Source organism: Amycolatopsis sp. FDAARGOS 1241, assembly GCF_016889705.1.
Taxonomy (GTDB): domain Bacteria; phylum Actinomycetota; class Actinomycetes; order Mycobacteriales; family Pseudonocardiaceae; genus Amycolatopsis.
In genome coordinates this window covers 373,852-399,785 of sequence record NZ_CP069526.1, presented here as the reverse complement: position 1 = coordinate 399,785, position 25,934 = coordinate 373,852, and the positions used below count along the sequence as shown (strand labels likewise).

At 70.5% G+C, this 25,934-nt stretch carries 23 protein-coding genes and 2 pseudogenes; 16 read left to right on the top strand and 9 right to left on the bottom strand.

The genetic code is table 11. From position 1 onward, the window contains the following. The first annotated feature begins 8 nt into the window (after window positions 1-8). Entirely contained in the window at window positions 9-698 is a 690-nt protein-coding gene (locus I6J71_RS01905) for a 4'-phosphopantetheinyl transferase superfamily protein (protein WP_204093135.1), read from the top strand. A gap of 10 nt (window positions 699-708) precedes the next feature. Here the strand turns inward: I6J71_RS01905 and I6J71_RS01900 are convergent, their stop codons facing one another. Then, window positions 709-1,863 (bottom strand): isochorismate synthase MenF, encoded by a 1,155-nt coding sequence (locus tag I6J71_RS01900; protein WP_204093134.1) that lies wholly within the window; start codon window positions 1,861-1,863, stop codon window positions 709-711. 94 nt (window positions 1,864-1,957) lie between these two features. Next, on the bottom strand, window positions 1,958-2,269 hold the full coding sequence (gene mihF, locus I6J71_RS01895) for an integration host factor, actinobacterial type (RefSeq protein WP_204093133.1): 312 nt from the start codon (window positions 2,267-2,269) through the stop codon (window positions 1,958-1,960). 463 nt (window positions 2,270-2,732) lie between these two features. On the opposite strand from mihF, the gene I6J71_RS01890 reads away from it, so the two are divergent. The 10 genes and pseudogenes from I6J71_RS01890 to I6J71_RS01830 all read left to right on the top strand — a co-directional run bounded on the left by I6J71_RS01890 (window position 2,733) and on the right by I6J71_RS01830 (window position 13,384). Then, entirely contained in the window at window positions 2,733-4,361 is a 1,629-nt protein-coding gene (locus I6J71_RS01890) for a long-chain fatty acid--CoA ligase (RefSeq protein WP_204093132.1), read from the top strand. A 101-nt stretch (window positions 4,362-4,462) separates the two neighbouring features. Continuing rightward, window positions 4,463-5,767, top strand: a complete 1,305-nt coding sequence (locus tag I6J71_RS01885; RefSeq protein WP_204093131.1) for an ABC transporter substrate-binding protein — start codon at window positions 4,463-4,465, stop codon at window positions 5,765-5,767. After that, window positions 5,764-6,675, top strand: coding sequence for a carbohydrate ABC transporter permease (locus I6J71_RS01880; RefSeq protein ID WP_204093130.1), 912 nt, complete (start codon window positions 5,764-5,766; stop codon window positions 6,673-6,675). The genes I6J71_RS01885 and I6J71_RS01880 overlap by 4 nt, the downstream gene beginning before the upstream one ends. A 29-nt stretch (window positions 6,676-6,704) precedes the next feature. After that, window positions 6,705-7,487: a carbohydrate ABC transporter permease gene (locus I6J71_RS01875; RefSeq protein WP_204096815.1), complete on the top strand. Its 783-nt coding sequence runs from the start codon at window positions 6,705-6,707 to the stop codon at window positions 7,485-7,487. Window positions 7,488-7,579: 92 nt separating this feature from the next. Continuing rightward, entirely contained in the window at window positions 7,580-8,017 is a 438-nt protein-coding gene (locus I6J71_RS01870) for a DUF4190 domain-containing protein (RefSeq protein WP_204093129.1), read from the top strand. Between the two features lie 147 nt (window positions 8,018-8,164). Next, window positions 8,165-9,655 (top strand): annotated as a pseudogene (locus tag I6J71_RS47490) (TIGR03767 family metallophosphoesterase). A gap of 51 nt (window positions 9,656-9,706) precedes the next feature. Further along, window positions 9,707-10,108 (top strand): PaaI family thioesterase, encoded by a 402-nt coding sequence (locus tag I6J71_RS01845; protein ID WP_204093125.1) that lies wholly within the window; start codon window positions 9,707-9,709, stop codon window positions 10,106-10,108. 176 nt (window positions 10,109-10,284) lie between these two features. After that, window positions 10,285-11,547 carry a peptidase C39 family protein gene (locus I6J71_RS01840; RefSeq protein WP_204093124.1) on the top strand — a complete coding sequence of 421 codons (1,263 nt, stop codon included), beginning with the start codon at window positions 10,285-10,287 and terminating at the stop codon, window positions 11,545-11,547. A 119-nt stretch (window positions 11,548-11,666) separates the two neighbouring features. Further along, window positions 11,667-12,764, top strand: coding sequence for an S-(hydroxymethyl)mycothiol dehydrogenase (locus I6J71_RS01835; protein WP_204093123.1), 1,098 nt, complete (start codon window positions 11,667-11,669; stop codon window positions 12,762-12,764). Window positions 12,765-12,829: 65 nt separating this feature from the next. Beyond that, on the top strand, window positions 12,830-13,384 hold the full coding sequence (locus tag I6J71_RS01830; RefSeq protein ID WP_204093122.1) for a gamma-glutamylcyclotransferase: 555 nt from the start codon (window positions 12,830-12,832) through the stop codon (window positions 13,382-13,384). Here the strand turns inward: I6J71_RS01830 and I6J71_RS47485 are convergent. The 3 genes and pseudogenes from I6J71_RS47485 to I6J71_RS01820 all read right to left on the bottom strand — a co-directional run bounded on the left by I6J71_RS47485 (window position 13,377) and on the right by I6J71_RS01820 (window position 15,705). Then, complete coding sequence (locus I6J71_RS47485) at window positions 13,377-13,715, bottom strand: hypothetical protein (RefSeq protein ID WP_239155643.1); 339 nt, start codon at window positions 13,713-13,715, stop codon at window positions 13,377-13,379. The two genes, I6J71_RS01830 and I6J71_RS47485, sit on opposite strands and share 8 nt — an antisense overlap. A 140-nt stretch (window positions 13,716-13,855) precedes the next feature. Continuing rightward, window positions 13,856-14,080, bottom strand: a pseudogene (locus I6J71_RS49630) (methyltransferase domain-containing protein); the annotation flags it as partial. A 17-nt stretch (window positions 14,081-14,097) separates the two neighbouring features. Beyond that, window positions 14,098-15,705: an FAD-binding oxidoreductase gene (locus tag I6J71_RS01820; RefSeq protein WP_204093121.1), complete on the bottom strand. Its 1,608-nt coding sequence runs from the start codon at window positions 15,703-15,705 to the stop codon at window positions 14,098-14,100. A gap of 16 nt (window positions 15,706-15,721) precedes the next feature. On the opposite strand from I6J71_RS01820, the gene I6J71_RS01815 reads away from it, so the two are divergent. The 5 genes from I6J71_RS01815 (at window position 15,722) to I6J71_RS01795 (ending at window position 21,309) form a co-directional block, all read left to right on the top strand. Further along, window positions 15,722-16,366 carry a TetR/AcrR family transcriptional regulator gene (locus tag I6J71_RS01815; RefSeq protein ID WP_204093120.1) on the top strand — a complete coding sequence of 215 codons (645 nt, stop codon included), beginning with the start codon at window positions 15,722-15,724 and terminating at the stop codon, window positions 16,364-16,366. Window positions 16,367-16,385: 19 nt separating this feature from the next. Beyond that, the gene (locus I6J71_RS01810; RefSeq protein WP_204093119.1) at window positions 16,386-17,921 is read left to right on the top strand and encodes a glycerol-3-phosphate dehydrogenase/oxidase; all 1,536 of its coding nucleotides are present in this window, start codon (window positions 16,386-16,388) and stop codon (window positions 17,919-17,921) included. Between the two features lie 67 nt (window positions 17,922-17,988). Further along, window positions 17,989-18,900: an ABC transporter ATP-binding protein gene (locus tag I6J71_RS01805; RefSeq protein ID WP_204093118.1), complete on the top strand. Its 912-nt coding sequence runs from the start codon at window positions 17,989-17,991 to the stop codon at window positions 18,898-18,900. After that, window positions 18,897-20,090 (top strand): ABC transporter permease, encoded by a 1,194-nt coding sequence (locus I6J71_RS01800; protein WP_204093117.1) that lies wholly within the window; start codon window positions 18,897-18,899, stop codon window positions 20,088-20,090. Before I6J71_RS01805 ends, I6J71_RS01800 begins: the two co-directional genes overlap by 4 nt. Before the next feature lie 67 nt (window positions 20,091-20,157). Beyond that, on the top strand, window positions 20,158-21,309 hold the full coding sequence (locus tag I6J71_RS01795) for a serine hydrolase (protein WP_239154364.1): 1,152 nt from the start codon (window positions 20,158-20,160) through the stop codon (window positions 21,307-21,309). A 47-nt stretch (window positions 21,310-21,356) separates the two neighbouring features. On the opposite strand, the gene I6J71_RS01790 is transcribed toward I6J71_RS01795, so the two are convergent. The 4 genes from I6J71_RS01790 to I6J71_RS01775 all read right to left on the bottom strand — a co-directional run bounded on the left by I6J71_RS01790 (window position 21,357) and on the right by I6J71_RS01775 (window position 25,839). Beyond that, window positions 21,357-22,697: a deoxyribodipyrimidine photo-lyase gene (locus tag I6J71_RS01790; RefSeq protein ID WP_204093116.1), complete on the bottom strand. Its 1,341-nt coding sequence runs from the start codon at window positions 22,695-22,697 to the stop codon at window positions 21,357-21,359. Window positions 22,698-22,758: 61 nt separating this feature from the next. Beyond that, window positions 22,759-24,075: a citrate synthase gene (locus I6J71_RS01785; RefSeq protein ID WP_204093115.1), complete on the bottom strand. Its 1,317-nt coding sequence runs from the start codon at window positions 24,073-24,075 to the stop codon at window positions 22,759-22,761. A 193-nt stretch (window positions 24,076-24,268) separates the two neighbouring features. After that, on the bottom strand, window positions 24,269-25,210 hold the full coding sequence (locus I6J71_RS01780; RefSeq protein ID WP_204093114.1) for a carbohydrate kinase: 942 nt from the start codon (window positions 25,208-25,210) through the stop codon (window positions 24,269-24,271). Between the two features lie 41 nt (window positions 25,211-25,251). Then, complete coding sequence (locus I6J71_RS01775) at window positions 25,252-25,839, bottom strand: TetR/AcrR family transcriptional regulator (RefSeq protein WP_204093113.1); 588 nt, start codon at window positions 25,837-25,839, stop codon at window positions 25,252-25,254. Window positions 25,840-25,934: the final 95 nt, after the last annotated feature.

The window sequence follows — 25,934 nt, the reverse complement described above, 5'->3', positions numbered from 1 at the left end:
GATGCCAGGTGACGCAGATCTTGGTTCGGTGGTCCGAGCCGCTGCCCGCGCAGGAGCGCTTCCTGCGGCTGCTCGACGAGCTCGAGCGCGTCCGCTACGGGAGCTACCGGCAGGAGCTGGACAGGCGTCGCTTCCTGACCGGCCGCGTGCTGGCCAAGACGCTCACCGCCGCCCGCCTCGGCGGCTCCCCGGAGTCCGTCGTCTTCGACGCCACCTGCGCCGACTGCGGCAAGCCCCACGGCCGCCCCACGGTGCCCGGCTCGGACCTCACGCTGTCCATCTCGCACTCCGGCAACCTCGTCGGCGTGGCGGCCACGGACGGTGTGCCGGTCGGCCTGGACGTCGAGACGTCGTCACGCAAGGCCGACCGGTCGCTGATCGAGTACGCGCTGAGCCCGGCCGAGCAGGCCGCCGTGGCCGAGCTGCCCGAGGCCGACCGGCCCGCCGCCTTCTTCGTCTACTGGACCCGCAAGGAGGCCGTCATGAAGGCCACCGGCAAGGGCTTGAAGATCCCGCTGCAGAGCATCACGTTCTCGGCCCACGACGCGCCCGCCGCGCTCGTGTCCTCCACCGACCCGGCGCTGGACCCGGCCCGGACGCGCCTGGCCGACCTCAAGGCCGCCGAAGGCCACCGCGCCGCCGTCGCGGCGCTGACCACGTCGGAGCTGGAAGTGACGGAGGAGCACTGGCTCCCGTGAGCCGGAGCAGCTAGTCCAGCCCCATCGCGCCCAGCAGTGTGCGGAACTTCGCGATCGTCTCCTCGAACTCCGCCTCCGCATCCGACGCCGGCACGATCCCACCACCCGCATACAGACGCATCGACGCCCCGGCCACCTCCGCACACCGGATCGCCACCGCCCACTCACCATCACCCGACGCATCCACCCAGCCGACCGTTCCGGCGTAATAGCCGCGGTCGAACGGCTCGAGCTCTTGGACCAGGTCGCGCGCGGCGGCGGTGGGGGTGCCGCAGATGGCGGGCGTCGGGTGGAGGGCGGCGGCGAGATCCAGGGCCGTCACGGAGCGGTCGACCAGTTCGCCGGTGATGGCGGTGCGCAGGTGCCAGATGGCGGGCGTCGAGACGAGCTCCGGGCCGGCCGGGACGTCCAGCTTGCGGCAGAACGGCCGCAGCGCCTCCACGACGTAGTCGATGACCACGGCGTGCTCTTCCTGGTCCTTGGCCGACGCCAGCAGCGCCTCGCCGTTCGCGCGGTCGGCCACCGGATCCGCCGAGCGCGGCATGGACCCGGCGTGCGGGGTCGTGTACACGGAGTCGCCGGCGCGGGAGAGCAACAGCTCGGGCGTGGCGCCCACGAGCGTGCGCCCGCCGGGCAGCTCGGCGGCGTAGGTGAAGTGGCGCGGGTTCCCACGCGCGAGGTTGCGCACGATCGACTCGACCGGGATCGGCGCGTCGAACTCGAGCTCGAGCGCTCGGGCGAGCACGGCCTTGCGCAGGCCGCGCTCGCGCAGGGCGGCGACGGCCGCCCGCACGTTGGCCTTGTGGCCGTCGGCCGACGGCACCTCGCGGGTCACCCCCGGCGCGGGCAGCTCCTCGGGCGCGCCGGGCGCGGCGCCGTCGGCCTCGGCCTGCGCCCGGTGGACGGTGCGCGGCAGGACGAGGTGGCCCGGGGTCGTGGTGTCCGGACCGGTGTCGAAGGGCAGCGCTCCCACCGCGAGCGGCACGCCGGAGCGATCGAGCTCCTCGGCCACGGTTCTGGCCAGGCGCCGTGCGTCGGTGTCGGTCACGGCGCGGATGGAACCCTGGGCGAGGAGTGCTCGCCGGGCCGTCGCGAACAGGAAGTCGCCGCGCTGGTAGCGGACGGTGGTCTCGACCGGGGTCGCCGGTGCGGTACTGGTCGTCACCGGACCAGCGTCCCAGGATCCGGGAGCTCCGCGGGGAAAGTGTTGCCAGAAGAACACCTTCGGCGCACACCTTCCCCGCGGGAGACCGGGGTCCTTACTTCAGCGCGTCGATCAGCGCTTCGCGCTGGCGCTCGCCGAGGCCCGCGGCCCGGCGGTCGGGGTCGATCCCGGCCTGCTCGAGCAGCGCAGCGACCTTGACCGCGCCAAGGCCGGGGACGGCCTTGAGCAGCTGGGTGACCTTCGTCTTCCCGATGGTCTTGTTCTCCTTGGCCTGCTTGAGCACCTTCTCGATGCTCGTGGTGCCGGACTTGATCGACGCGAGCAGCTCCGAGCGCGCCTTACGAGCCTCTGCCGCCTTGGCGAGGGCCTCGGCGCGCTGCTCCGGAGTCAACGTGGGCAGAGCCAACGTAGTGTCCTTTCCTCTCAGGTCTCCGCTTTCGCGGCCGACGGCTTTTTCCCGATGCTTGCAAGCGCAAGCGCTGGCCAGCCGTCTCTTACCACGGCCCCAGTAAACGCCACGACCCGCAAGCCTGCGCAACCGACACGCACTTATCACCCTCCGACCACCCGGTGGGCAAGTCGCGAAGGGACCCCTCACAGCCTGCGGAAACGTCGGACGTCCGGTGTTTTCCGCGCCATTACCTCACCCGAAAGAGGCTCTATTTCGAACCGGTTACGACGACATATTTTGTTGCCCTGCAAGGAAAAGCGAGGTAAGAAGTTGATCAAGGCCCAGCTCGGCGGCCACCCGTTACGGGGACGCCCGTGACCGAACGGTTGCCCGAGTTGACCATGCCCGCGGACCCTCTCCGCCGTTAGAGTCTGCGGCACCCCAGTTCACCGGCGAACGAGCACCACGGGAGTCACCCATGTTGAGCACGATGCAGGACGGGCAACTGTCGCTGGCGAAGCTGCTGCGGCACGGCACGAAGGTGCATGCGAAGAGCGAAGTGATCACCTGGACCGGTTCAGAAGGACGCCGGGAGAGCTACGCTGAGCTCGGTGAACACGCTGCGCGACTGGCCAACGCCCTGCGGAGCCTGGGCGTGACCGGCGACCAGCGCGTCGGCACGTTCATGTGGAACAACGCGGAGCACCTGGCCGCCTACCTCGCGGTGCCGGCCATGGGCGCGGTGCTGCACACGTTGAACATCCGGCTCTTCCCCGAACAGCTCACCTTCGTCGCGAACCACGCCGAGGACCACGTGGTGATCGTCGACGGCACGCTTGTGCCGCTGCTGGCCAAGCAGCTGCCGAACTTCAAGACCGTCAAGCACGTGATCGTGGCCAACGGCGACGCAAAGGCGCTGGAAGCCCCCGAGGGCATCACCGTGCACGCCTACGACGAGCTGCTGGCGGGCCAGCCGAGCGAGTTCGCCTGGCCCGAGATCGACGAGCGCTCGGCCGCCGCGATGTGCTACACGTCGGGCACCACGGGCGACCCGAAGGGCGTCGCCTACTCGCACCGCTCGATCTGGCTGCACTCGATGCAGGTCTGCATGTCCGACAGCATGCGCCTGGCCCAGGAGGACAAGGCGCTGGCGATCGTGCCGATGTTCCACGCGATGTCGTGGGGCCTGCCCTACGCGGCGCTGATGGTGGGCGCGTCGCTGGTCATGCCCGACCGGTTCCTGCAGCCCCAGCCGATCGCCGCGATCCTGGCGGCCGAGAAGCCGACCTTCGCCGCCGCCGTGCCGACGATCTGGCAGGGCCTGCTCGCCCACCTCGACGCGAGCCCGCAGGACATCTCCCACGTGCGGGAAGTGGTCGTCGGCGGGTCGGCCGCGCCGCCGTCGCTGATGCACGCGTTCGAGGAGCGCTACGGCGTGCCGATCCTACACGCGTGGGGCATGACCGAGACGTCGCCGCTGGGCAGTGTCGCCCGGCCGCCGGGTTCGTCGACCGGCGAGGAGCGCTGGGCCTACCGCTACACGCAGGGCCGGTTCCCCGCTTCGGTGGCCGCGCGGCTCATCGGGGACAGCGGCGAGGAGCTGCCGTGGGACAACGAGGCCGTGGGCGAGCTCGAAGTGCAGGGGCCCTGGATCGCCGGCGCCTACTACGGCGGCGACGAGATCGACCCGGAGAAGTTCCACGACGGGTGGCTGCGCACGGGTGACGTCGGCAAGATCAGCCCCGACGGCTTCCTCACCCTCACCGACCGCGCCAAGGACGTGATCAAGTCCGGCGGCGAGTGGATCTCCTCGGTCGACCTGGAGAACCAGGTCATGGGCCACCCGGCCGTCGCCGAGGCGGCGGTGGTCGGCATCCCCGACGAGAAGTGGGACGAGCGCCCGCTGGTGGCCGTCGTCGTCAAGGAGGGCCAGAGCGTCACGGCCGAGGAACTGCGTGACTACCTGGCCGACAAGGTCGCGAAGTGGCAGCTGCCGGAGAACTGGACGTTCGTCGACGAAGTGCCCAAGACCAGCGTCGGGAAGTTCGACAAGAAGCGCATCCGCGCGTCCTACTCAGCGGGAAAGCTCGACATTTCCCAGCTCTAACCGGCGGTTCTCCGGCGCGTCGTGGATCATGCGGCGGCTGTCTTGCGGGAGTCTGGACGCCCTCAGGACAGCCGTCGGAGCACGTTCGCAAGGAGTTTCCGGTGCAGCAGCGCAGCAGGAGGTCGTTCCTGTCCCTGACGGGGACGGCGGCGGTGGGCGCGGTCGCGGTCGCGTGCGGTTCGGACACCGGGCGTCCCGGCGACCCACCCCCGTCCACGGCGATGTCGGCCGGCCCGCCGCCCACGCAGGCGGCGCAGAAGGTCACGTTGCAGCAGTGGTACCACGCGTACGGCGAAGACGGCGTGCAGGACGCCGTCCGCGGCTACGCGGCCTCTTACCCGCGCGCGATCGTCAAGGTCGGCTGGAACCCGGGTGACTACGACTCGAAGATCGTCACGGCGCTGCAGAACAGCGCCGTCCCGGACGTCTTCGAAGCCCAGGTGAAGATCGACTGGGTGCGCCAGAACCAGGTGGTCGCGCTCGACGACCTCATCGCGCCGGTCAAGAACGACTTCAGCCCCGCCGTGCTCGCCGCGCAGACCGTGGAGGGCAAGGTCTACGGCATCCCGCAGGCCACCGACACGCAAGTGCTCTTCTACCGCCCGAGCCTGCTGCAGGCCGCCGGCGTGCAGCCGCCACAGACCGTCGACGAGCTGATCGACGCCGCGGGCAAGCTGTCGAAGGACGGCGTGAAGGGCCTGTTCGCCGGCAACGACGGCGGTGTCGCCACGCTGACCGGCCCGCTGCTGTGGTCGGCCGGGCTCGACTACCTCAAGCCGGGCAACCGCGAGGTCGGCTTCGACGACCCGCGCGCGGCGACGGCATTCGGCAAGCTGCGTGCCCTGAACGCCAACGGGTCGCTGCTGCTGGGCGCGCCCACGGATTGGTCCGACCCCGGCGCGTTCGTCGACGGCCTGTGCGCGATGCAGTGGACCGGCCTGTGGAACATGCCGAAGATCCGCGACGCGCTCAACGACGACTTCGCCGTGCTCCCGTTCCCGAAGCTGGACAACAGCGGCGCGCCGTCGGTGCCCGTCGGCGCGTACGGCTCGATGGTCAACGCGAAGAGCAAGCACGTCGACCAGGCCAAGGCCTTCGTGAAGTGGCTGTGGATCGACCAGACGGCCGACCAGTTGGAGTTCGCCACGCGCTTCGGCTTCCACGTGCCGGCGCGCCAGAGCCTCATCGACAAGGCCGACACGCTGCGCTCGGGTCCGGCGGCCGACGTCGCCCGGTTCGTGAAGGAGAACAGCCACCTCGTCGGCGGTCCGGTGTGGACGCAACAATCGAACACCGCGCTGTCGGACGCCGTCGCGAAGATCGCGAAGGAGGGCGCCGACCCGGTGGCGCAGACGAAAACCGCGGTCGACGTCGCCAAGTCCGAGCTGAAGCGCCTGTTCGGATGAGCGTGTCCCGGAAGACCCGGGACACGCTGGCGTTCTGGGGGTTCGTCGGGCCGTTCCTCGTCGGGCTGGCCGTGTTCGCGTACCTGCCGATCGGCTGGAGCGTGTACCTGTCGTTCTTCGACGCGCGCAACACGGTGACCCCGAGCGTCTTCGTCGGGCTGGGCAACTACGCGCACATGCTCACCGACGGGCCGTTCCTGGCGAGCCTCGGCACGTTCAGCGCGTTCGCACTGGCGATCGTGCCGCTGACGTACGTGCTGTCGCTCGCGCTCGCGGTCGCGGTCAACCAGCTGCGGTTCGCCCAGGCGTTCTTCCGGTCGGTGTTCTTCCTGCCGTTCGCGTGCTCCTACGTGGTGGCTTCGCTGATCTGGAAGACGTCGCTGTTCTCCGGCGTGCGCTACGGCCTCGCCAACACCGTGCTGGGCGTGTTCGGCGTCGACCCGGTGGCCTGGACGGGCACGGTCGACCCGCCGCTGTACTGGATCGTGCTGGTGACGGCGCGGCTGTGGCTGCAGCTCGGCTTCTACCTGATCCTCTTCTTCGCTGCCCTGCAACGGATTCCGGGCCGGCTCTACGAAGCCGCGTGGCTCGACGGTGCGAAACCGGGCTGGCAGGTGTTCCGGTACATCACGCTGCCGCAGCTGCGCGCGACGTCGGTGGCGGTGCTGCTGCTCAACCTGATCAACGCCTACCAGGCCTTCGACGAGTTCTACAACATCATGGGCGATTCGCGCGGCTACCCGCCCTTCGCCCGGCCGCCGCTGGTGTACCTCTACTACACGTCGCTGGGGTCCGGCGGCCAGGACCTGGGCCGCGGCAGCGCGGGGGCCGTGCTGCTCGCGTTGCTGATCGCGCTGATGACCCTGCTGCAGGGCCGGCTGTTGCGCTTCGACCGGAGTGCGTTGTGAGGGCCGCGCTGCGCTGGGTCGCGCTGATCGTGGCCGCGGTGCTGTTCCTCCTGCCGTTCTACCTGTTGCTGCGCAACGGGCTCGCCTCCCGCGCGGAGATCACGGCGCCGGACTGGACGCTGTGGCCCAAGATTGTGCACTGGGAGAATTTCACGCGCCTGTTCTCCCTGGAGGACGTGCCGTTCGCGCGCAGCCTGCTGAACTCCGCGATCGTCGCGACGCTGCAGACCGCCGGCCTGCTCGTGGTGTGCTCGCTCGCGGGCTACGGCCTCGCGCGGATCCCGTACCGCCACTCGAAAGCCGTGTTCTACGCGGTGCTCGCCACGCTGATGATCCCGACGTCGGTGACGTTCGTGCCGAGCTTCGTCGTGGTGTCCACGCTCGGTTGGCTCTCGGACTTCCGCGGCCTGGTGATCCCGGGGCTGTTCAGCGCGTTCAGCGTGTTCCTGTTCCGCCAGTACTTCCTGGACTTCCCGCGCGAACTGGAGGAAGCCGGCCGCGTCGACGGGCTCTCCCGGTGGGGGGTGTTCCGCCGGATCGTCGTGCCCAACTCGCGCGGCTTCTTCGCCGCGATCGCGGTGATCTCCGTGATCGGCAGCTGGAACGCGTTCCTGTGGCCGCTGATCATCGCCCAGTCGCCGGACTCGTGGACGGTGCAGGTGGCGCTGTCGGGCCTGCTGACGTCGCAGAACCCGCAGCTGAACCTGCTCTTCCTCGCCGCCGCCCTGTCGATCCTGCCGATCGTGCTGCTGTTCGCGTTCCTGCAGCGCTACCTCGTGCGCGGCGTCACCGAGTCGGGCCTGAAGGGCTGAACCGGCGGGGTCGATTCGCCGATTCCGGCCCCCACGACCGGTGCGTGCCCCATAAGCTCTTTCGTACCCCGACGTCCGGAGCAGGAGCATCGATGACCGATCCCTACCACCAGCCCCACGGCGAGGGCCAGTACTACGGGGCCGACGGTTATCCCGTGCCGCAGCAGCCCCAGTCGGCGCCGCTGCCGGTGCCGTACAACCCGTACACGGGCCCGCAGCCGATGCCGTACCCGTCGGGGTACGGGATGCCGCTGCGCACGAGCGGGCTCGCGGTCGCGGGGATGGTCGTCGGGATCATCGCGCTGCTCACGTTCTGGGTGCCGTTCTTCGACGTCGTCGTGGCGGTCACCGCGATCGGGCTGTCGTGGGCCGGGATGGCGCAGGGCGCGCGGCCCGGCTACACCGGTCAGGGCATGGGCGTCGCGGGGCTCGTGTGCGGGATCATCGCCGCGATCCCGGCGGTGATCTTCCTGGTGCTGTTCTTCGTGGCGATCGCCGCGACGAGCACGGAGTGCGCGCTCTACTGCTGAACCCGCCCCTGGTCGGTTAGCCCAGCCACCCTCACAGTGACAAATTCAGCCGCACTGTCACGATGAATGTGAGCCTTATTCGCGTTTGGTTCGCGAGGTCCGCCGCCCTCCGGCAGCGTGCCGGGCAGCCGACACCGGGGAGCGAAGATGGCACAGCTGACCAGGCGGACGTTGACCGCGGCGCGCGCCGCCGGCGCGCGGTTGCTGCTGTGCCCGCCGACGGCCAACGCGCTCGACCGGGCGCTGAAGCGCACGGCCGCCCGCACCGTCGGCACCACGCTCGAACAGGTCGCCACGGCCGTGACACCGGGGACGGCGACCTACAGCCGGCTCACCGGCGGCCCCGGCCGGCCGCTCGTGGTCCTCGCCGACCTCGCGGAGCCGAAGGACGGCCGCGACGACCGGCGACAGGCCCTGGGCGCGTTCGGACAGTTCACGGACCTGCATCTCACCGACACGGAGTCGCCCGCGCGCTTCGAGTACCCGCACCGGTACGTCAGCTCGGCGCACCGGCCGCAGGAAGCGCTCGACACGGTGGCCACCAGCGCGCTGGTGCAGTGGGTCAACAGCATCGCGAAGGGACCGTTCACCGGGCGGCCGTTCGACTTCCTCGTGACCACCGGCGACAACACCGACAACGACGAGCTGATCGAGCTCGACTGGTTCCTGACCAGCCTCAACGGCGGCGCCCTCACCCGGAGGGCATCCCGGGCATCGAGAACTGGTACCTCGACCAGTGCAAGGTGATCGGCACGACGACACCACCGCGAAGTGGCGCCACGAACTCCGCCGTGGTGACCGGACGGCGCCGCGCGTCGGGCGTGACCTCGCGGATCGTGCCGGAGCCGCCGAACAGCTCGGCCACCAGCACGCTCTGGCCGTTGTTGATGGCCGTGCCCAGCTTGGGCAACACCGGCCCCGGCCCCGCCGGCCACGGGCTCACCGCGGACAACGCCGACGGGCGCGACGGGTACTACGGGTACTACGCGTTCCGCATCGCGCCCGACGTCACGGGTCTCAGCCTCGACACCACCACGCTCGGCGGGTTCGCCGACGGCTCGATCGGCCTCGGCCAGTTCACCTGGGTCGAGACGACGCTGAAGCGCAACTCCTCGACGTACGACGACTTCTTCGGCCGCAAGGTGACGCAGCACGTGACCGACGAGCTGTTCGCGCTCTTCAGCCACCACACGAGCGACACCGCGGGCAACCTCCTGCCCGACTCGCGCCACCTGCTGGAACCGCGGCTGAACGGCGACGCGTTCGTCGGGCTGCTGAACCGGTTCCCGAACGTGGTGGCGTGGGTGACGACCACACCACCTGAACAAGGTCACCCCGCACGTCGGCAAGACGCCGGCGCAGAGCTTCCGGGAGATCAACACCGCCTCCCACATCGACTTCCCGCAGCACGCGCGCGTGCTCGAACTCGCCGACAACGGCGACGGCACGCTGTCGATCTTCACCACCCCGATCGAGGCCGAAGCGCCCTACGCCGTCGACTACTCGGCTCGGACTCCCGCGGCGCCGGCGTCGCTGTACCGGGAGCTGCCCTACAAAGACCTCCACGTGGACCTCGGCCGCGTCGGTGCCGCCGGCGACCACAACACCGAGCTGCTGCTCACCAACCCGCTCGGTTGATTACGCCGGAGGTAATCGACGAGCCGCACCCGCTGCGGTTGACTGCGTGCCATGACCGATCCCGAGGGCACGCAGCTGTTCCACCGCACCATGCCGTTCAGCGAACGGCTCGGCGTCGAGGTGCTCGCGCACACCAAGGACCTCGTCCGCAGCCGCCTGAAGTGGGACGAATCCCTCTGCACCCTCGGTGGCGTCCTCCACGGCGGCGTGCTCATGTCCCTGGCCGACGCGACGGGCGCCGTCTGCGCCTTCCTCAACCTGCCCGAGGGCGCCCAGGGCACGACCACGCTCGAGTCGAAGACGAACTTCCTGCGCGCCGTCCGTTCGGGCTACGCCGTTGCATCGTCCAGACCACTGCACACGGGCCGCCGGGTGGTCGTGGTGGAGACGGAGATCCGGGATGACGACGAGAAGCTGGTCGCGAAGGTGACCCAAACGCAAGCCGTCCTCTAGCCGCCCCACGGCAGCCAGGCCGCTGCGAGCTCGCCGTCCGCGGTCTTCGAAGCCGGCGTTTCGCGCACCGGCAAACCCGTCGGCAAAAAGCCGTGCTCTGGTCGGCCCTTTACGGGCTCGCTCCGGCAGGAGAAAATCTCTGGCTATCACTGGGGTCCAGGGACGGAGAGCACGGCATGCGAGTGCGGGGTTTGATCACGCTATTGTCCATCGCCATGGTGTCCGCAGGGGCGACGCAGGTCGCCGTGGCAGCGCCGGCGCACCCGGCCGACGACGAGGCGATCAACTACCACGAGTGGTCCGGCGGTTCGTTCCACGCCGGCCGCCTCGACGGGTTGTCGCTGGGGCGCGACGGGCTGCGCATCACGCACCCGGCGGGCACCGTCGAGCACAGCGAGCCGGGCCTGGGGACGACGAAGACGTACGAGTACGGCACGTGGACCTCGCCGCAGTACCGCCAGGGCTTCGACGCGACGCAGCTCATCGCGTCGTGGAACGCACTGACGCCCGCGAAGACGTGGCTGGAGGTCGAGGCGAAGGGCCGCACGTCGGCCGGGGTGGAGACCACCTGGTACGTGATGGGCCGCTGGGCCAGCGGCGACGGCGACATCCAGCGCACCAGCGTCGACGGCCAGAGCGACGACAACGCGGCTGTGGACGTCGACACGCTGGCCACCAAGACCGGCGTGACTCTGCGGTCGTACCAGCTGCGCGTGAACCTCTACCGCGAAGCCGGCACCTCCGTGACCCCGACCCTCTCGACGCTCGGCGCCATGACCTCGCACGTTCCCGACCGCTTCGACGTCCGCACCACCCGGCCCGGCCGGGCCCGCGGCATCGAGCTCAAGGTGCCGGCGTACGCCCAGAACATCCACAAAGGACAATTTCCGCAGTACGGCGGTGGCGGGGAGGCCTGGTGCAGCCCCACGTCGACGGAGATGGTGGCCGAGTACTGGGGCAAGAAGCCCTCGGACGCGCAGCTGAGCTGGATCCCGTCCGACTACGCCGACCGGTCCGTCGTGTACGCCGCGCGCAACACCTACGACTACGCGTACGACGGCACCGGCAACTGGCCCTTCAACACCGCCTACGCCGCGTCGCTCGGCCTGCGTGGCCACATCACCCGCCTCCACGACCTCAATGAGCTCGAGGACTACATCGCTCGCGGCATCCCGGTCATCACGTCGCAGTCCTTCCTCCCCGAGGAACTCGACGGCGCCGGCTACGGGACGTCGGGCCACATCATGGTGGTCGTCGGCTTCACCCCCGCCGGTGACGTGATCGCCAACGACCCGGCCTCCAGCAGCGACGACCGCGTGCGCAACGTGTACAAGCGCGACCAGTTCGAGAAGATCTGGCAGCGCACGAAGCGCCTGAGGGCGGACGGCAGCGTGGCCGGCGGGCCCGGCGGGGTGGTGTACCTCGTCACCCCGGCGTGACGGGCCGGCCGGCACAGCTGAACAACACCAGCCCGGACCCACGCATCGTGGTATGGCCACGCGTGCATGTTCCATGATTAGCTGCCCAGGCAAGCAACGGTGCCGGAAAGGGTGAGCGCATGCCGTACGAGGTCCAGGGAGTCGTGTCGCGGGCGAAGGGCCAGCCGGTCACGCTGGAGACCGTGGTGGTGCCCGATCCGGGGCCCGGCGAGGCGGTCGTGTCGGTGCAGGCGTGCGGCGTGTGCCACACCGACCTGCACTACCGCGAGGGCGGGATCAACGACGAGTTCCCGTTCCTCCTCGGCCACGAGGCTGCGGGCCGGGTCGACAAGGTCGGCGAAGGGGTCACGGACATCGCGCCCGGTGACTACGTGATCTTGAACTGGCGCGCCGTCTGCGGCACGTGCCGGGCGTGCAAGCGCGGCAAGCCGTGGTACTGCTTCTCCACGTTCAACGCCCAGCAGCCCATGACGCTCACCGACGGCACCAAGCTCTCGCCGGCGCTGGGCATCGGAGCCTTCCTCGAGAAGACACTGGTCCACAGTGGACAGTGTACGAAGGTGAACCCCGAGGCCGAGCCCGCCGTGGCGGGCCTGCTCGGCTGCGGTGTGATGGCGGGCCTCGGCGCGGCCATCAACACCGGCGCCGTGACGCGCGGCGACTCCGTGGCCGTGATCGGCTGCGGCGGCGTGGGCGACGCGGCGATCGCGGGCGCGCAGCTGGCCGGTGCGACCACGATCATCGCGATCGACACCGACGACCGGAAGCTCGAGTGGGCCAAGGGCTTCGGCGCGACGCACACCGTGAACAGCAAGGGCCTCAGCGAAGAAGCCGTGGTCGAAGCGATGCAGGACGCGACGCGCTCGTTCGGCCCCGACGTGGTCATCGACGCCGTCGGGCGGCCCGAGACGTGGCGCCAGGCCTTCTACGGCCGCGACCTCGCGGGCACCGTCGTGCTCGTCGGCGTACCGACGCCCGACATGAAGCTCAACGACCTGCCGCTCATCGACTTCTTCGCCCGCGGCGGCTCGCTCAAGTCGTCCTGGTACGGCGACTGCCTGCCCTCGCGTGATTTCCCCATGCTCGTCGACCTGTACCTGCAGGGCCGGCTGCCGCTGGACAAGTTCGTGACCGAGCGCATCGGCGTCGGCGACGTGGAGCAGGCCTTCGAGCGCATGCACCACGGCGACGTCCTCCGCAGCGTGGTCGAGTTCTGAAGCTCTTCGCCGACGGCGAGTACCCGGCCGCGCCCTACCCCGGCGCGCGGCCGGGTACTTCGTTCGTGCACGTCGACGGCGCGGGCCACTCACTGGACACGGCTCCTCCCGGCTGGCGCGAGCGGTTGCCCGTGCTCGCCTACGGATCCAACGCGTGCCCGTCGAAGATCACCTGGCTCCGCGGTGCACTGGGGCTGGCCGGACCCGTCGTCGCGGTCCGCGCGCGGTGCACCGGCCTGGCCGCCGTGTGGGCCTCGGGCCTGCGCAAGGTCGACGACCAGCGCCCGGCCACCCTCACCGCGCTGCCCGGCGCCGAGGACCACTTCGTGTGGTTCGTGACGCCCGAGCAACGCGCGGTGCTCGACGTCTGCGAAGGCCGCGGCACGCGCTACCACCTGGCCCGCCTGGACGCCGCCGTCCACCTCGAAGACGGCACCGCGGTGCCCGGCGTCCACGCCTACGTCGGCGCCTCCCCGATCCGCTACCCCCTCCTGGTGGACGGCCAGGCGGTCCGCGTGGCCGACGTCGCCCAGGCCGAAGCCGCCCTCCTGCTGGGCACACCCGCCTCGACCCACGGCTTGCGCTGCACGGTCGTGGAGCCGGAGCAGATCTTCAGGTGAGCCGTGGATCCGGGATCGCCCGGATCGCCAGGAACCCCGTCGGTTCCCGCGACAGGCGGACGTAGCGCTCCGGGTCCACCGGCTCCGCCGATGGGACCGGGCGGGGTTCCAGAAGCTGTTCGATCAGGAAGCCCGCCTCGCGGAGTTCCGCGCAGGTGTCCTGCAGGGGCGAGAGCCAGTAGCGGACGTCCCAGCCGTTCTTCCAGGTTTCGGCGACCACCCGGGGCTCGAAGTAGTTGCCGCGGTGGCGGAGCCAGTCGCCGGTGGGGTGGAGACGGGAGAGGACCAGCGCCCCGGCGGGGCGGAGGACGCGGCGGAGCTCGCAGAGCATGGCAACACGGTCGTCCACGTATTCGTAGACCAACGCGAGCAGGACGAGATCGATCGAGGCGTCCGGGGCCAGTCGAGGGGCGCGGCCAGGTCGTGGACGCGGAACGACGCCGACGGCACCCGCGAGCGGGCGAGCGAGACCATCCGCGGGCTCAGGTCGAAACCTGTCACGCGCGCGCCCCGGGCCGCGAGTTGCCGGGCGTACAGGCCGGGGCCGCACGCGGCGTCGAGGACGTCACGGTCCGAGACGTCGCCCAGCAGCTCCAGGCAGGCAGGGCGGTCGAGGTGAGCGTTGTAGAACCCGTCGCGGGCGTGCTCGAGGAACTCGTCGGCGAACTGCTCGGATTGGGGGAACGAACCGATCATCCGGTCAGTCTCCCAGCTCAGGCCAGCAGTTTTCCGGGGTTCAGGATGCCCGTCGGGTCCACCGCGGATTTCGCGGCGCGCAGGACGGACAGCCCGAGCGAACCGATCTCCGGCGCCAGGTAGGGCGCGTGGTCCACCCCGACCGCGTGGTGGTGCGTGATCGTGCCGAGGCCGGCGATGGCTTCCGACGCCGCGTGTTTCGCGCGTTGCCACTGCCCCACCGGATCACGATCGTCGCGCGAGGTCAGCACGGTGAAGTACAGCGAGGCGCCCGTCTCGTAGACGTGCGACACGTGGCACATCACGATGGCCTGGCCCAGCGACGCGGTCAGGGCGGCGCGGACAGCGTCGTGCAGATCATCCAGCCGAGACCAGTACGCCGCGGTCTCCAGGGTTTCGACGCAGACACCCAGGTCCATCAGCGCGTCCCGCTGCCGGGGACCCGAGAACCGGCCGTGGCGCCACGACTCGCCGAGCGCAGTGCCGATGCGCACGGCACCGGCTTGGCGCAGCAGCCGGGCCGTGTGGCGGCGCCGGGCGAGGGAGCCCTCCCAGCCGACGATCAGCAGGCACGGGTGCCGCACGCCCCGCAACCGCAAGAACGCCCGCAGCGCAGCCGTCTTCCAGCCCGCGTTCAAGGCGAACGACACGGCCGTTTCGTCCACATCGGACAACCTCGTGACGTCGGCCGTCGCGTGGTTCTGGGCGAGCAGGCGCATCGCCGACGAGCCCGCGGCCCAGCCGTCGATCACGTAGCCCTCGTAGCACCGCGACGCCGGCACCGGCCGCACGCGCAGCGCGACCTCCGTGATCACGCCGAGCGTCCCCTCGCTGCCCACCGCGAGCTGCCGCAGGTCCGGTCCGGCGGCCGACGCAGGCGCCACGCCGAGCCGCCACTCCCCCCGCGGCGTGGCCACGCGAACGCCCGTGACCATGTCCTCGAAGCGGCCGTAGCCCGACGACGCCTGCCCGGCCGAGCGCGTCGCCGCGAAGCCGCCGATGGTGGCGCGCTCGAACGACTGCGGCACGTGACCGAGGGTGAACCCGTGTTCGCCGAGCAACTGCTCCGCGGCCGGCCCGCGCACGCCGGCCTGCAGCACGGCGACGTGCGATTCGGCGTCCACCGACACCAGCGCGTCGAGCCGGACCAGGTCCAGCGCGATCACCGCCGGCTTGTCGCCGCGCAGCGCCGCGACGCCGCCGACCACCGAGGTGCCGCCGCCGAACGGGACGACCCCCACGTCGTGGCGGACGCAGACCTCGAGCACGGCCTGGACCTGCTCCGGCGACGCGGGCAGCACCACCGCGTCCGGGGCGGGCACGGCGTCGCCCAGCCTGCGGTGCAGGAGGTCCAGATAGGACAGACCACCGGCCCGGGCGAGCCGCTCCGCGGCGCCGACGAGGACGTGTTCGGACCCGACGACGGCCGAAAGGTCCTCCCGAGCCTGGCTGGGAAGGGCAGAATCGGCGAGGTTCGGCACGGAATCGACCCGACGCCCTCGATCAGCACCGATCGGGCCGATACGCTGGCCGAGCCACCGGACCGCCCGATCGGGCAGCGAGGCGGCGTCAGCACCGTCGCCGGTCCACGACTGCCGGAGGCGGTGGTTTATGAGATCACCCACGACTACAGTGTGACATATGGACGTCAAACGTCACTCCCGACCGGGAGAGACTCCCTCGGCCCTCGCGGGGGCCCGCAGCCGGCAGACCTCGGCGCGCGTCTCCGACGACGTGCTGCTCGACGCCGCCCGGGAGTGCGTGCTCGCCGTCGGTGTCCGGCGCACGACGCTGGCCGAGATCGCGCGCACCGCGCGGGTCAGCCGCATGACCGTGTACCGGCGGTTCCCCGACGTACGCAGTGTGCTCGCCGCGCTCATGACGCGCGAGTTCAGCGGCCTGCTCAAACACGCCAGCCACGCGGGCGACGACGCGGCTCACACACGGGAGCGCCTCGTGCTGATCACGTGCGCCGGGGTCAGCGCGCTGGCGGCCGATCCGCTGTTTCGCACCCTGCTCGACGTCGACCCGGAACTCGTGCTGCCCTACGTCGTGGAGCGGCTCGGCGCCACGCAGATCTTCGCCGAGCAGGTGCTGCGCCAACTGCTCGAGGCGGGACACCGCGACGGCTCGGTGCGCGAGGCCGAGGTCACCGCACAGGCGCGGTCGATCCTGCTGGTCGTGCAGTCGTTCGCCTTCTCGCTGCGCCCGGCCACCGCCGACGTCGACGAGCAGGCGCTGCTCACCGAATTCCGCCACCTCGTCGACGCGGCGCTCAAACCATGAGCACCCCCGTGGAGACGGCATGAGCACCGGTTCGCTCAACGCGCGGCGCCGCGAACGGGAGCTCGACCGGCTCACGACCGGCGAGCGGGTCGACGTGATCGTGGTCGGCGGCGGCGTCACCGGGGCCGGCATCGCACTCGACGCGGCGGCCCGCGGCTTGTCCGTGGCCTTGGTCGAGGCGCAGGACCTGGCCTTCGGCACGTCGCGCTGGTCGAGCAAGCTCGTGCACGGTGGCCTGCGCTACCTCGCGAAGGGCGAGTTCGGGCTCGCGCACGAGAGCGCCGTCGAGCGCGGCATCCTGATGACCCGCACCGCGCCGCACCTCACGCGCGCGATGCCGCAGCTGTTTCCTTTGTACCCCAGTACTTCCCGAGCGCAGCAGGCCGTGATCGCCACCGGCCTGCGCGCGGGCGACGCCCTGCGCCGGGCCGCGCGCACGCCGTCGTCGGTGCTGCCCGGCCCGCGGCAGATCCCACCGGCGCTCGCGTCGGCGCTGGCCCCTGGCCTGGCGTCCGCCGGCCTGCGCGGCGCGCTGCTCGCCTACGACGGCGCCCTCGTCGACGACGCGCGCCTGGTCGTGAACCTGGCCCGCACCGCCGCGCTGCTCGGCGCCCGGATCATCCCGCGCCTGGAGGCCGTGTCGCTGTCGGCCACCGGCGTGCGGGTGCGCGAAGGGTCCGCCGAGTACGACCTGCACGCGCGCCAGGTCATCAACGCCACCGGGGTGTGGGCGGGCACCCTCACCGACGCCGTGCAGCTGCGCCCGTCGCGCGGGTCGCACCTCGTGCTCGCGCCCGGTTCGGCTTCGGTGGGTTCGACGTCGGTCAACGTCGCCGTGCCGGGCGAGGGCAACCGGTTCGTGTTCTTCCTGCCGCAGCTCGACGGGCGCGTCTATTTGGGACTCACCGACGAGCCGATCTCCGGTGAGCTCCCCGCCGTCCCGGACGTGCCGGAGTCCGATGTGGACTTCCTGCTGTCGGTCGCTTCTTCGGTGCTCGAACGCCCGCTGACACGCGCCGACGTGATCGGCTCGTACGCCGGGCTGCGCCCCCTCGTCGCGGGCGGCGGTGGCCGCAGCGCGGACCTGTCCCGCAAACACGCAGTCGTCACCGGTTCCGACGGCGTGCTCACGGTCGTCGGCGGCAAGCTCACCACGTACCGGCGGATGGCCGAGGACGCCGTCGACGCGGCGCTCGCGCACTCGGGCCTGCACGCCGGTCCGTCGCGCACTGCACGCCTGCCGCTGCTCGGCGCCGCCCCGCGCTCCCGCCTGTCGCTTGTGGACGCTCCGGCGCGGCTGGTCGCCAAGTACGGCACAGAAGCCCCGCGCGTCGCGGCCCTCGGAGAGGTCGAGCCCGCATTCGCCGCACCGCTGTTCGCGGGCACCGAGATCACCGCCGCCGAGGTCGTGTGGGCCGTGCGCCACGAGGGCGCCCTCAGTGCCGACGACGTCCTCGAACGCCGCACCCGCCTGTCCCTCGTCCAGGCCGACGCCGAAGCCGCGCGGGCGCGCGTGGCCGATCTGGTGGAAAAAGCGCTGGCCGGGCTGTCCTGAGCACCGGGAGCTAGAGTGACGGCGCGGAGCTCGGGGAAGTCCGCGCCGCGCACCGGGAGGAGGGGACGTGACCGCGGGAACGCTCGAGATCGATCGCATCTCCAAGCGCTACGGCCGCACGCAAGCGCTCGACGAGGTCACCTTCGACGTGCGCCCGGGTGAGCTGTTCGGGTTCGTGGGCAGCAACGGCGCCGGCAAGACCACCACCATGCGGATCGCGCTGGGTGTGCAGGCCGCGGACTCCGGTGAGGTGCGGTTCGCCGGCGAACCGATCACGCACGAGACCCGCACGCGCATCGGGTACATGCCCGAAGAGCGCGGCTTGTACCCGAAGATGAAGGTGCTCGACCAGCTCGTGTACCTGGCGGAGCTGCACGGCCTGAGCACCAACGACGCCCACCGCGCCACCGAGCTCCTGCTCGCGCGGCTCGGGCTCGGCGAGCGCCGCAAGGACGAGGTGCAGAAGCTCAGCCTCGGCAACCAGCAGCGCGTGCAACTGGCCGCCGCGCTCGTGCACGACCCCGACGTGCTCGTGCTCGACGAGCCGTTCTCCGGGCTCGACCCGATCGCCGTCGACGTGATGAGCGTGGTGCTGCGCGAAAAAGCGGCCACCGGCGTGCCGGTCGTGTTCTCCAGTCACCAGCTCGACCTCGTCGAGCGCCTGTGCGACCGCGTGGGAATCATCCGAGCCGGCCGCATGGTCGCCGTCGGCACGGTCGACGAGCTGACCCGCGGCGCGGGCTGCCGGCTCGTCATCACCGCGCCCGACGCCCGGCCGGGCTGGGCCTCGACGGTGCCCGGTGTGCGCGTGCTCGAGGCGAACGACGCCACGACCGTGCTGGAGCTGTCCCCCAGCGCCGACGACCAGGCTGTGCTGGCCGCCGCGCTCGCGACCGGTCCGGTCATCGAGTTCAGCCGGCAGCGCCGTTCGCTCACCGAGCTCTTCCGCGACGCCGTGCGGCAAGGAGAAGACGCGTGAGCCGGATCAGCGCCAGCCGAGCCGTCCGGCTCGTGGCGAAGCGGGAGATCACCACGCGGCTGCGCACGCGTTCGTTCGTCGTCAGCACCGCCGTGCTCTTGTTGCTGCTCATCGGATACGTGGCGCTGGAAGCGTTCCTGGCGGGCTCCGCGGCCACGTCGAAGGTCGCGCTCACCGGGCAGGCGCAGGGCATCGCGCAGCAGCTTCACCTCGCCGAGAAGGCCGAGGGCCGGACGATCGAGGTGGTGACCGTCCCGACCGAACAGGACGGGCTCGCCGAGGTGCGCTCCGGCGCCGTCGACGCGCTCGTCTCCGGGAGCGCGTCGCGCCTGCGCGTCGCCGTGAAGTCCACTGTAGATCCGCAGCTTCAGCGGGCGCTCGACGGCATCGTGCAGCAGCAGGTGCTCGACGCGAAGCTCTCGGCCGCGGACCTCGATCCGGTCTCCGTGCACCAGGCCGTGTCGGCAGCTCACGTCGAGGTGCAGCCGCTGGGGTCGCGAGATCCGCACGCCGGGCAGAAGCTCGTGGTCGGCCTCGTGGTGGCGGTGCTGCTCTACCTCAGCATCATCACCTACGGCACGCTCGTCGCCCAGGGGGTGGTCGAGGAGAAGGCGAGCCGCGTCGTCGAGATCCTGCTCTCGACGGTGCGGCCGTGGCACCTGTTGCTCGGCAAGGTGCTCGGGCTCGGGATCGTCGGGCTGGCGCAGCTCGCGATCCTCGCTGTGGCCGGGCTCGTCGCGGCTTTCGCGACCGGCGTACTCGGGTCGATCGCGGGCATCGCCGTGTCGGCCGTGGTGTGGGGCGCCGTCTGGTACCTGCTGGGGTTCCTGCTGTACGCCATGATCTACGGCGCGGCCGGTTCCCTTGTGTCCCGGCAGGAGGACACGCAGTCGGTCGTCGCACCGGTGAACATCGCGCTCGTGATCGGGTTCGTGGCCGGCCTCAACCTCATCACCCAGTCGGCCGACAGCGCGGTGACGAAGGTCGTCTCGCTCATCCCGCTGCTGTCGCCGATCCTCATGCCCGCGCGCATCGCGACGGGTTCGGCTTCGCCGTGGGAGATCGTCACGTCGGTGGTCTTGACCACCGCGTCGATCGCCCTCGTCACGTGGCTCGGCGCGCGGATCTACCGCAACGGCGTGCTGCGCGTGGGCAGCCGCGTCAAGCTGTCCGAGGCGTTGCGCGGCTGACCCCTAGGGTCCCGATCCGGGTTTCTCCCCGATGGCGGGCTGGTCGCGAGTCGAAAGACTCGTCGGCATGACGAGAAACCCACTGCTCCGGATCGCCGCGGCCGCGAGTGCCGCGCTCCTGCTCACCGCCGCCGTGCCGCCGGCCGCGCTGGCCGAGCCCGCCGCAACCGTTCGCTCGACGCTACCGCCGATGAACCCGGACTCGCTGGCGGGCGCCATCGCTGGGCTGCCCGACGACCAGGCCACCGGAGCACTCGTGCAGGTGCGCGGGTCGGCGGGTGCGTGGAGCGGGGTGTCCGGGACGAGTGACCTCAGCACCGGGGCGCCCGTCCCGGCGAACGCGCACTTCCGCATCGGCAGCATCACCAAGACGTTCACCGCCGTCGTGGTGCTCCAGCTCGCGGCCGAGCGCCGGATCGACCTCGACGCGCCCGTGCAGCGCTACCTGCCCGGCCTGTTGCCGGCGAGCTATCCGGAGATCACCATCGCGCAGCTGCTCAACCACACCAGCGGACTGCCCGGCGTCGACCTGCCGGGGGATCCACAATGGATCGTCGACCACCGCTACACGGTCTTCACGCCGCAGCAGGTGCTGGCCACCGCGTTCCGGCACGAACCGGTGTTCGCACCCGGCGCGCAGCAGCAGTACACCAACACCAACTACCTCGTCGCCGGGCTGCTGATCGAGAAGATCACGCACCGCTCGTACGGCGAGGAGGTGCGCGACCGCATCCTGCGCCCGCTCGGCCTGCGCGACACCTCCGTGCCCGGCAACAACCCGAACCTGCCCGCGCCCTACTCCCACGGGTACCAGGTCGTGAACGGGCAGCTCGTGGACCTGACGCGGATGAACCAGTCGATCCCGTGGGCCGCGGGTGAGATGATCTCGACCGCCGACGACCTCGACAAGTTCCTGATCGCGTTGTTCCGCGGCCGGCTCGTGCCGGATCCGGTGCTGCAGCGCATGTTCACCGTGCCCGACGTCAAGATCCACGGTTCGGCCGACCCCGCCATCTACAGCCAGGGCCTGATGACCTCGACCGTCAACGGCGTCACCGTCTGGGGCAAGACCGGCAGCCGCTACGGCTACACCAACGGCATCTGGGCCACGCGCGACCTGCAGCGCCGCGTGGTCTACTCGATCAACACCACCGACAAGGGCTTCGAGGGCCAGCCCGAGATCGTGCAGAAGATCGCGCTCGCCATCGGCGGCCTCTGACGCGGCGGAACCGAGGGACGGACGGCCCGCATCGCCGGGCCGTCGGCTCAGGACTGCTTGATCTTGCCGAAGCGCCGCAAGGCCACCTGGCGTTCCTCCGCGTGGTCCACCAGCGGCGCGACGTACTCCGCGGGCCGGTCCGTCACCTTGTGCACCGCTTTTCCCTCCACACCACGGAGTTCGGGCACGTACTTGCGCACGTAGTCGCCGTCGGGGTCGAACTTTTCGCCCTGCGTCGTGGGGTTGAAGATGCGGAAGTACGGCGCCGCGTCCGTGCCGCTGCCGGCGACCCACTGCCAGTTGAGCTGGTTGGACGCGAGGTCACCGTCCACGAGGTGGCGCATGAAGTGCCGCGCGCCCCACCACCACGGCAGATGCAGGTCCTTCACGAGGAAGCTCGCGACGACCATGCGGATCCGGTTGTGCATCCAGCCTTCCGCCAGCAGCTGGCGCATCCCCGCGTCGACGATCGGGTAGCCGGTGTGGCCCGCGCACCACGCTTCGAAGGCGTCCCGGTCCGCGTTGTGCTCCATCTCGTCGAACCGGTGGTCGTAGTTCTCGCGCGCGGTTTCCGGGCGGTGCCACAGGACGTCGGCGTAGAACTCGCGCCAGCACAGCTCCGAACGCAGCGACTGGGCGCCTTCACCGGATTTCCCGGCGAGCCCGGCCAGCATCGTACGCGGGTGGATGGCACCCCAGTGCAGGTACGCCGACATGCGGGTGGTCCCCGGCCGGTCGGGCCGCTCCCGGTCGGTCGCGTAGTGCCGCAGCCCCGACTCGAGGAACTCGTGCCATGCGGCCAGCGCCGCGGCTTCGCCCGGTGCGGGCAGCTCCACGTCACCGAGATCGGGTGCTTTCGGGATCTTCGCGGAGTTCCCCGGCTTCACCCAGTCCACAAGGGACGCTCCGGTGTCGGCCGGACGGCGCCAGCCGTGCTCGGTCCACGCGCGCCGGAACGGCGTGAACACCTGATAGGGCTTACCGTCCGGTTTGGTCACCCGCCCCGGCGTCACCGCGTAGGGCGAGCCCGTGGCCACGAACTCGACGTCGTGCTCCGCCAGGGCTTTCGCGACTTCCTCGTCACGGCGGCGGCCGTAGGGTCCGGCGTCGGCGCTCACGTGCACCGCCGACGCGCCGACCGACCGCGCGACGCGCCCGACTTCCCGCACCGGATCGCCGTGCACCACCATCAACCGGCCGTCGAGCGCTTCGTCGAGAGTGCGGAGGCTGTCGAGGAGGAACGCCCGGCGCGGCGCACCGGACGGTTTCAGCAGCCGGTCGTCGAGCACGTACAAGGCCAGCACGGGCCCGCCGGCTTCGGCCGCGGCCAGCAGGGCCGCGTGGTCGCCCAGCCGGAGGTCCCGGCGGAACCACAACACCCTGGTCATACCCGCCAACGCTAAACGCCCCGCCGTGCGAATGCACAGCGGGGCGTTTCGGAAAGCGTGCTCAGCGGTCGTTGATCGGGGTGTAGTCCCGCGAAGCGTGACCGGTGTAGATCTGCCGCGGACGGCCGATCTTGGTCTGCGGGTCGTTGATCATCTCGCGCCAGTGCGCGATCCAGCCGGGGAGCCGGCCGAGCGCGAACAGGACGGTGAAGAACTTCGTGGGGAACCCGAGCGCCCGGTAGATCAGGCCGGTGTAGAAGTCCACGTTCGGGTACAGCTTGCGCTCGACGAAGTAGTCGTCGGAAAGCGCGGTCTCCTCGAGCTTCTTCGCGATGTCGAGCAGCTGGTCGCCACCCGCGATCTTGCCGAGGATCTCGTCGGCGGTGTTCTTGATGATCTTCGCGCGCGGGTCGTAGTTCTTGTAGACCCGGTGCCCGAAGCCCATGAGCTTGACACCCTTTTCCTTGTTCTTCACGCGGTTCACGAACGAAGCGACGTCGCCGCCCTCGTCGCGGATCGACTCGAGCATGTCGAGCACGGCCGCGTTCGCACCGCCGTGCAGCGGGCCGAACAGCGCGTTGATGCCCGCCGAGATGCTGGCGAACAGGTTGGCCTCCGACGAGCCGACCAGGCGCACGGTCGACGTGGAGCAGTTCTGCTCGTGGTCGGCGTGCAGGATGAACAGCAGGTCGAGCGCCTTCGCCACGGCCGGGTCGACCTCGTACGGCTCCGCCGGGAAACCGAAGGTCATCCGCAAGAAGTTCTCCACCAGGCCCAGCGAGTTGTCCGGGTACAGCAGCGGCTGGCCCACAGACTTCTTGTACGCGTAAGCCGCCAGCGTCGGGACCTTCGCCAGCAGGCGGATGGTGGACAGCTCCACGTTGGGCTCGTCGAACGGGTTCAGCGAGTCCTGGTAGAAGGTCGACAGCGCCGAGACCGCGCTCGAGAGCACGGGCATCGGGTGCGCGTCGCGCGGGAAGCCCGAGAAGAACGCCTTCAGGTCTTCGTGCAGCAGCGTGTGGCGCTGGATCTTCTCGGTGAAATCGGCGAGCTGGGCCTCGGTGGGCAGCTCGCCGTAGATGAGCAGGTAGGACACCTCGATGAAGGTGGACTTCTCGGCGAGCTGCTCGATCGGGTACCCGCGGTAGCGCAGGATGCCCGCATCACCGTCGATGTAGGTGATGGCCGACGAAGCGGCACCGGTGTTCACGAAACCGGGGTCGTAGGTGATGTACCCCGTCGACGCCAGCAGCTTCCCCAGCTCGATCCCCGGTGCGCCTTCCACCGGTTGGACGACCTTGAATTCGTGCTCGCCACTCGGCAGGCGCAGCGTCGCGGTTTCGCCGCCGGACTGCCCCGCATTCGTCGCGTCGGACATGCAGGTCCCTCTCACGTTGGCACGGGCCGGCGGCGCCTGTACGTTTCACAGGTAGCCACGTGTTCACGCGAGGAAACACGTCGCCTCGCTGCACACCGCCCCGCTGGGGTATGAATTCACCCCTTACGCTAGTCGAAATAAGGGTGTCCGCGCAGCCGCTGCGTTGCTCTCAGTGGCCCCTTTGGGACCAGGTTCACACGGTGGAAGCCATGTCCGCGGCCGTCGGCGGCTCCGCGCCGCTGCGCGAGACCGTGATGGAGGCCGCTTTCGCGGCGTAGGAGAGCGCCTCGCGCCACGCGTCCGCGCCGAGTGCGGCCAGGTCACGGACCTCGTGGGTGTGCAGCCACGCCAGCAGCGCCCCCTGGACGGTGTCGCCGGCTCCGATCGTGTCCACCACCTCGACCCGGCGCGAAGGCACGTGGGCCAGCTCACCTGCGGCGGTGATCACGGACAGGCCCGCGGCGCCCCGCGTCAGCACGACCGCGTCCACACCGGACTCGACCCACGTCTTCGCGGCGGCCACGGGGTCGGCGCCTTCGGCGAGCCACGCGGCGTCGTCGTCGGAGATCTTCAGCAACCGGACATCGGGCAGCCACGACTCGAACCGTGCACGGTAGGCGGCCGGGTCGGCGATGAGCGCTTCGCGGATGTTCGGGTCGAGCGCGGTGAGCGTGCCGCGCGCCGATTCGCGGCGCAGCACCGCCTCGTACGCACTGGCGCCCGGCTCGAGCACCATCCCGAGGGTGCCGAGCGAGAGCGCGGTGGCCTCAGCGGGCAGCACACTGGGGTCCGTCACGAGCCGGTCGGCCGTGCCGTCGACGTAGAAGGTGTACCGGGCGGCCCCCGAACGGTCCAACGCCACCACGGCGAGCGTCGTCGGCTCGTCGCCGCGCTGCACGAGCGATGTGTCGACGCCGGAGCCCACGAGCCGGTCGACGAGCGCGGCGCCGAAGCGGTCGGTGGAGACGCGCGACAGGAACGCCGACGGGACACCGAGCCGCGCGGCGGCGAGTGCGACGTTGTACGGCCCACCGCCCAGCCGTGGCAGCAGCGCGCGCAGCCCACTGTCCACATTGGAGTCCAACGGTTCACCCGGCACGAGGTCGACGAGCGCCTCTCCACCCACCACGATCACGAACGCGAGTGTAGAGGACCCGTTCGTGACAATTCGTGTCTTCAGTCCTTCGTGAGCCCACCCAGCAGGAGCTCGCCCAGGGCGGTGAACGCTTCGCCGTCGGACACGTCGGTGCGGCGGCCGAGCACGCCGGTCTGGATGCCCTCGACGATCAGGCCTGTCATCTCGGCGACGAGGCGGGCGTGCACGTCGCGGAACACCCCGTCGGCCACCCCCTTGTCGATGAACTCGCGGATGCGGCGCGCGGCGGCGCGACTGTTGAGCTGGTAGGTGTCACGGGCCGGCGCGAACCGCGCGATGTCGGTCATGAACGCGGGCGACGCGCGGTTGAGGTGCTCCGAGACTCCGGCGAGGTATTCCCCGATGAGCTTGCGCGCGTCGTCGATGCCCTCGATGCGCGTCTCGATCCGGTGGGCGGCGCCGCGGAAGAAGTGGGCGACGACCTTCACGGCGAGCTGCTCCTTGCTGGGCGCGAGCGCGTACAGCGTCGACTTGGAGCAGCGCAGGCGGGCGGCCAGGTCGTCGAGCGTGAAGCCGGCGAAGCCCTCGGCGAGGAAGAGGCTCTCCAGTTCGGCGAGCAGCGCCTGCTGCCGCGCCGTCGGGCGGCGGCGGGCTTCGGGTGCGGTCATCGGCCACCAGCTTTCGTGATCGAGCCACTATCCCTCATGAATCCAGGACGGCCGCGTCCTCCATACGGTACTCTCAAACGGCCCCCAGTACTGTT

What these genes read in the sequence shown, in the direction of transcription:
- I6J71_RS01890 (WP_204093132.1), top strand. Translation starts at nt 2,733, where the DNA reads ATGTTGAGCACGATGCAGGACGGGCAACTGTCGCTGGCGAAGCTGCTG.
- I6J71_RS01880 (WP_204093130.1), top strand. Translation starts at nt 5,764, where the DNA reads ATGAGCGTGTCCCGGAAGACCCGGGACACGCTGGCGTTCTGGGGGTTC.
- I6J71_RS01870 (WP_204093129.1), top strand. Translation starts at nt 7,580, where the DNA reads ATGACCGATCCCTACCACCAGCCCCACGGCGAGGGCCAGTACTACGGG.
- I6J71_RS01845 (WP_204093125.1), top strand. Translation starts at nt 9,707, where the DNA reads ATGACCGATCCCGAGGGCACGCAGCTGTTCCACCGCACCATGCCGTTC.
- I6J71_RS01840 (WP_204093124.1), top strand. Translation starts at nt 10,285, where the DNA reads ATGCGAGTGCGGGGTTTGATCACGCTATTGTCCATCGCCATGGTGTCC.
- I6J71_RS01835 (WP_204093123.1), top strand. Translation starts at nt 11,667, where the DNA reads ATGCCGTACGAGGTCCAGGGAGTCGTGTCGCGGGCGAAGGGCCAGCCG.
- I6J71_RS47485 (WP_239155643.1), bottom strand. Translation starts at nt 13,715, where the DNA reads ATGCTCTGCGAGCTCCGCCGCGTCCTCCGCCCCGCCGGGGCGCTGGTC.
- I6J71_RS01815 (WP_204093120.1), top strand. Translation starts at nt 15,722, where the DNA reads ATGGACGTCAAACGTCACTCCCGACCGGGAGAGACTCCCTCGGCCCTC.
- I6J71_RS01810 (WP_204093119.1), top strand. Translation starts at nt 16,386, where the DNA reads ATGAGCACCGGTTCGCTCAACGCGCGGCGCCGCGAACGGGAGCTCGAC.
- I6J71_RS01795 (WP_239154364.1), top strand. Translation starts at nt 20,158, where the DNA reads ATGACGAGAAACCCACTGCTCCGGATCGCCGCGGCCGCGAGTGCCGCG.
- I6J71_RS01790 (WP_204093116.1), bottom strand. Translation starts at nt 22,697, where the DNA reads ATGACCAGGGTGTTGTGGTTCCGCCGGGACCTCCGGCTGGGCGACCAC.
- I6J71_RS01785 (WP_204093115.1), bottom strand. Translation starts at nt 24,075, where the DNA reads ATGTCCGACGCGACGAATGCGGGGCAGTCCGGCGGCGAAACCGCGACG.
- I6J71_RS01775 (WP_204093113.1), bottom strand. Translation starts at nt 25,839, where the DNA reads ATGACCGCACCCGAAGCCCGCCGCCGCCCGACGGCGCGGCAGCAGGCG.